At 48.3% G+C, this 1,502-nt stretch carries 2 protein-coding genes; both read left to right on the forward strand.

What is annotated here, in order from left to right; genetic code table 11:
• Positions 1–50: 50 nt before the first annotated feature.
• Positions 51–584, forward strand: coding sequence for a helix-turn-helix domain-containing protein (locus tag ACYVRZ_RS13060; RefSeq protein ID WP_461227463.1), 534 nt, complete (start codon positions 51–53; stop codon positions 582–584).
• A complete protein-coding gene (locus tag ACYVRZ_RS13065; protein ID WP_461227465.1) occupies positions 557–1,462 on the forward strand; it encodes an IS3 family transposase in 906 nt (301 codons plus the stop codon). The genes ACYVRZ_RS13060 and ACYVRZ_RS13065 overlap by 28 nt, the downstream gene beginning before the upstream one ends.
• Positions 1,463–1,502: the final 40 nt, after the last annotated feature.

Consider the following 1,502-nt stretch of genomic DNA (forward strand, 5'->3'; position numbering starts at 1 on the left):
TGATGTGAACCCCCAAGTTTGGACAACAATCCAAATCTGGGGGTTTTATTATGGTCAAATTCGACTTAGATTTTCGTATCAAGGCTGTCACTGCCTACTTGAACGGCATGAGTTCTGCGAGTGTTGCCAAGATGTTCAATATCGCCGCTAAGGAGACCGTGCTTCTCTGGGTTCACCGCTTCGAGAAGTTCGGTGTCCTCGGACTCCAAAGTCGCGTTATTCATGGTGATTACACTAGAGAGTTCAAACTTCGCGTATTAGACTGGAGGAAACAACACCAAGCCTCCTTCCCTGAAACAGCGTTACACTTCGATTTGTCATCACCAAGTGTCATCTGGCAGTGGGTCAAGGCTTACGAACGCAAAGGCGCTCAGGGCTTGGTTTCTAAGCGAAAGAAGGCCAGAGCTGTGACCAAACACAAATCTAAGAAGACGGCACAATCCACGCCTAAACTCAACGAAGCAGAACAGGAGCTAAAGAGCCTTAAGGACGAAAACATCAAACTAAGAATCGAGAACGAATATCTAAAAAAACTCGATGCCTTAGCCCGGCAGAAATCACAACGTGCGAACGGGCAGAAGTGATTACGGAGCTAAGGCAAGTCTTCGACAAATCATTGCACTTCGTGCTTAAAGTGGTGGGAATGTCGCGTAGTAGTTACTACTACGCCGTCAAGCCCAAGGCTAAGAAAGAGGATGATGCGGCAATCATTCAGGCCATTGACGAGATTCGTCTAACTGATCCAAAGTACACGAAGAAATATGGCTACCGTAGAATTACCGATAAGCTCCACGAACAAGGCTTCGTTGTCAATCACAAACGAGTTCTGCGCATCATGACAGAGCACGGCTGGCTTTCACGTTATTATGGTCGGGGTCAGCGTAAGTACAATTCATACAAAGGAACGGTTGGCCAAGTCGCCAAGAACCGGCTTCATCGTCGGTTCGTCACAGACCGGCCTTATCAGAAACTTGTCGCCGACATCAGCGAATTTCGTTACGGGACCATGACGCAAGCTGAACGCATCTACCTTGAACCCGTCTTAGACCTGTTTTCAGGTGAGGTCCTGGCGTACAACATCAGTGATCACCCAACGGTTGACTTTGCCTTGAAACCACTGAAGGAGGCCCTAGAGGGCCTTCCGACGTTACCTTATCGGACAACAGTTCACACTGATCAGGGATTTCAGTACCAACACAAGCATTGGCAGCGAGTGCTCAAAAATCATCACGTCTTTCAAAGCATGTCACGCAAGGCAACATGCCTAGACAACGCCGAGATGGAATCCTTCTTTGGTGTCATGAAGGCCGAGGTGATGGACGAGCATTACGACACCAAGCGGGAGCTGGAAGCTGCAATGCGAGAATGGCTTGAGTTTTACAATCTGCGGCGAGTGAAAGGCAGACTAAAGGGCAAGTCTCCAGTTGAATGCCGAAAACTTGCCCTTCAAAACGCTGCATGAGCGAATTATTTAATTGTCCAACTCCATGGGTTCACATCAC

This window comes from Lacticaseibacillus suihuaensis, from assembly GCF_054785075.1.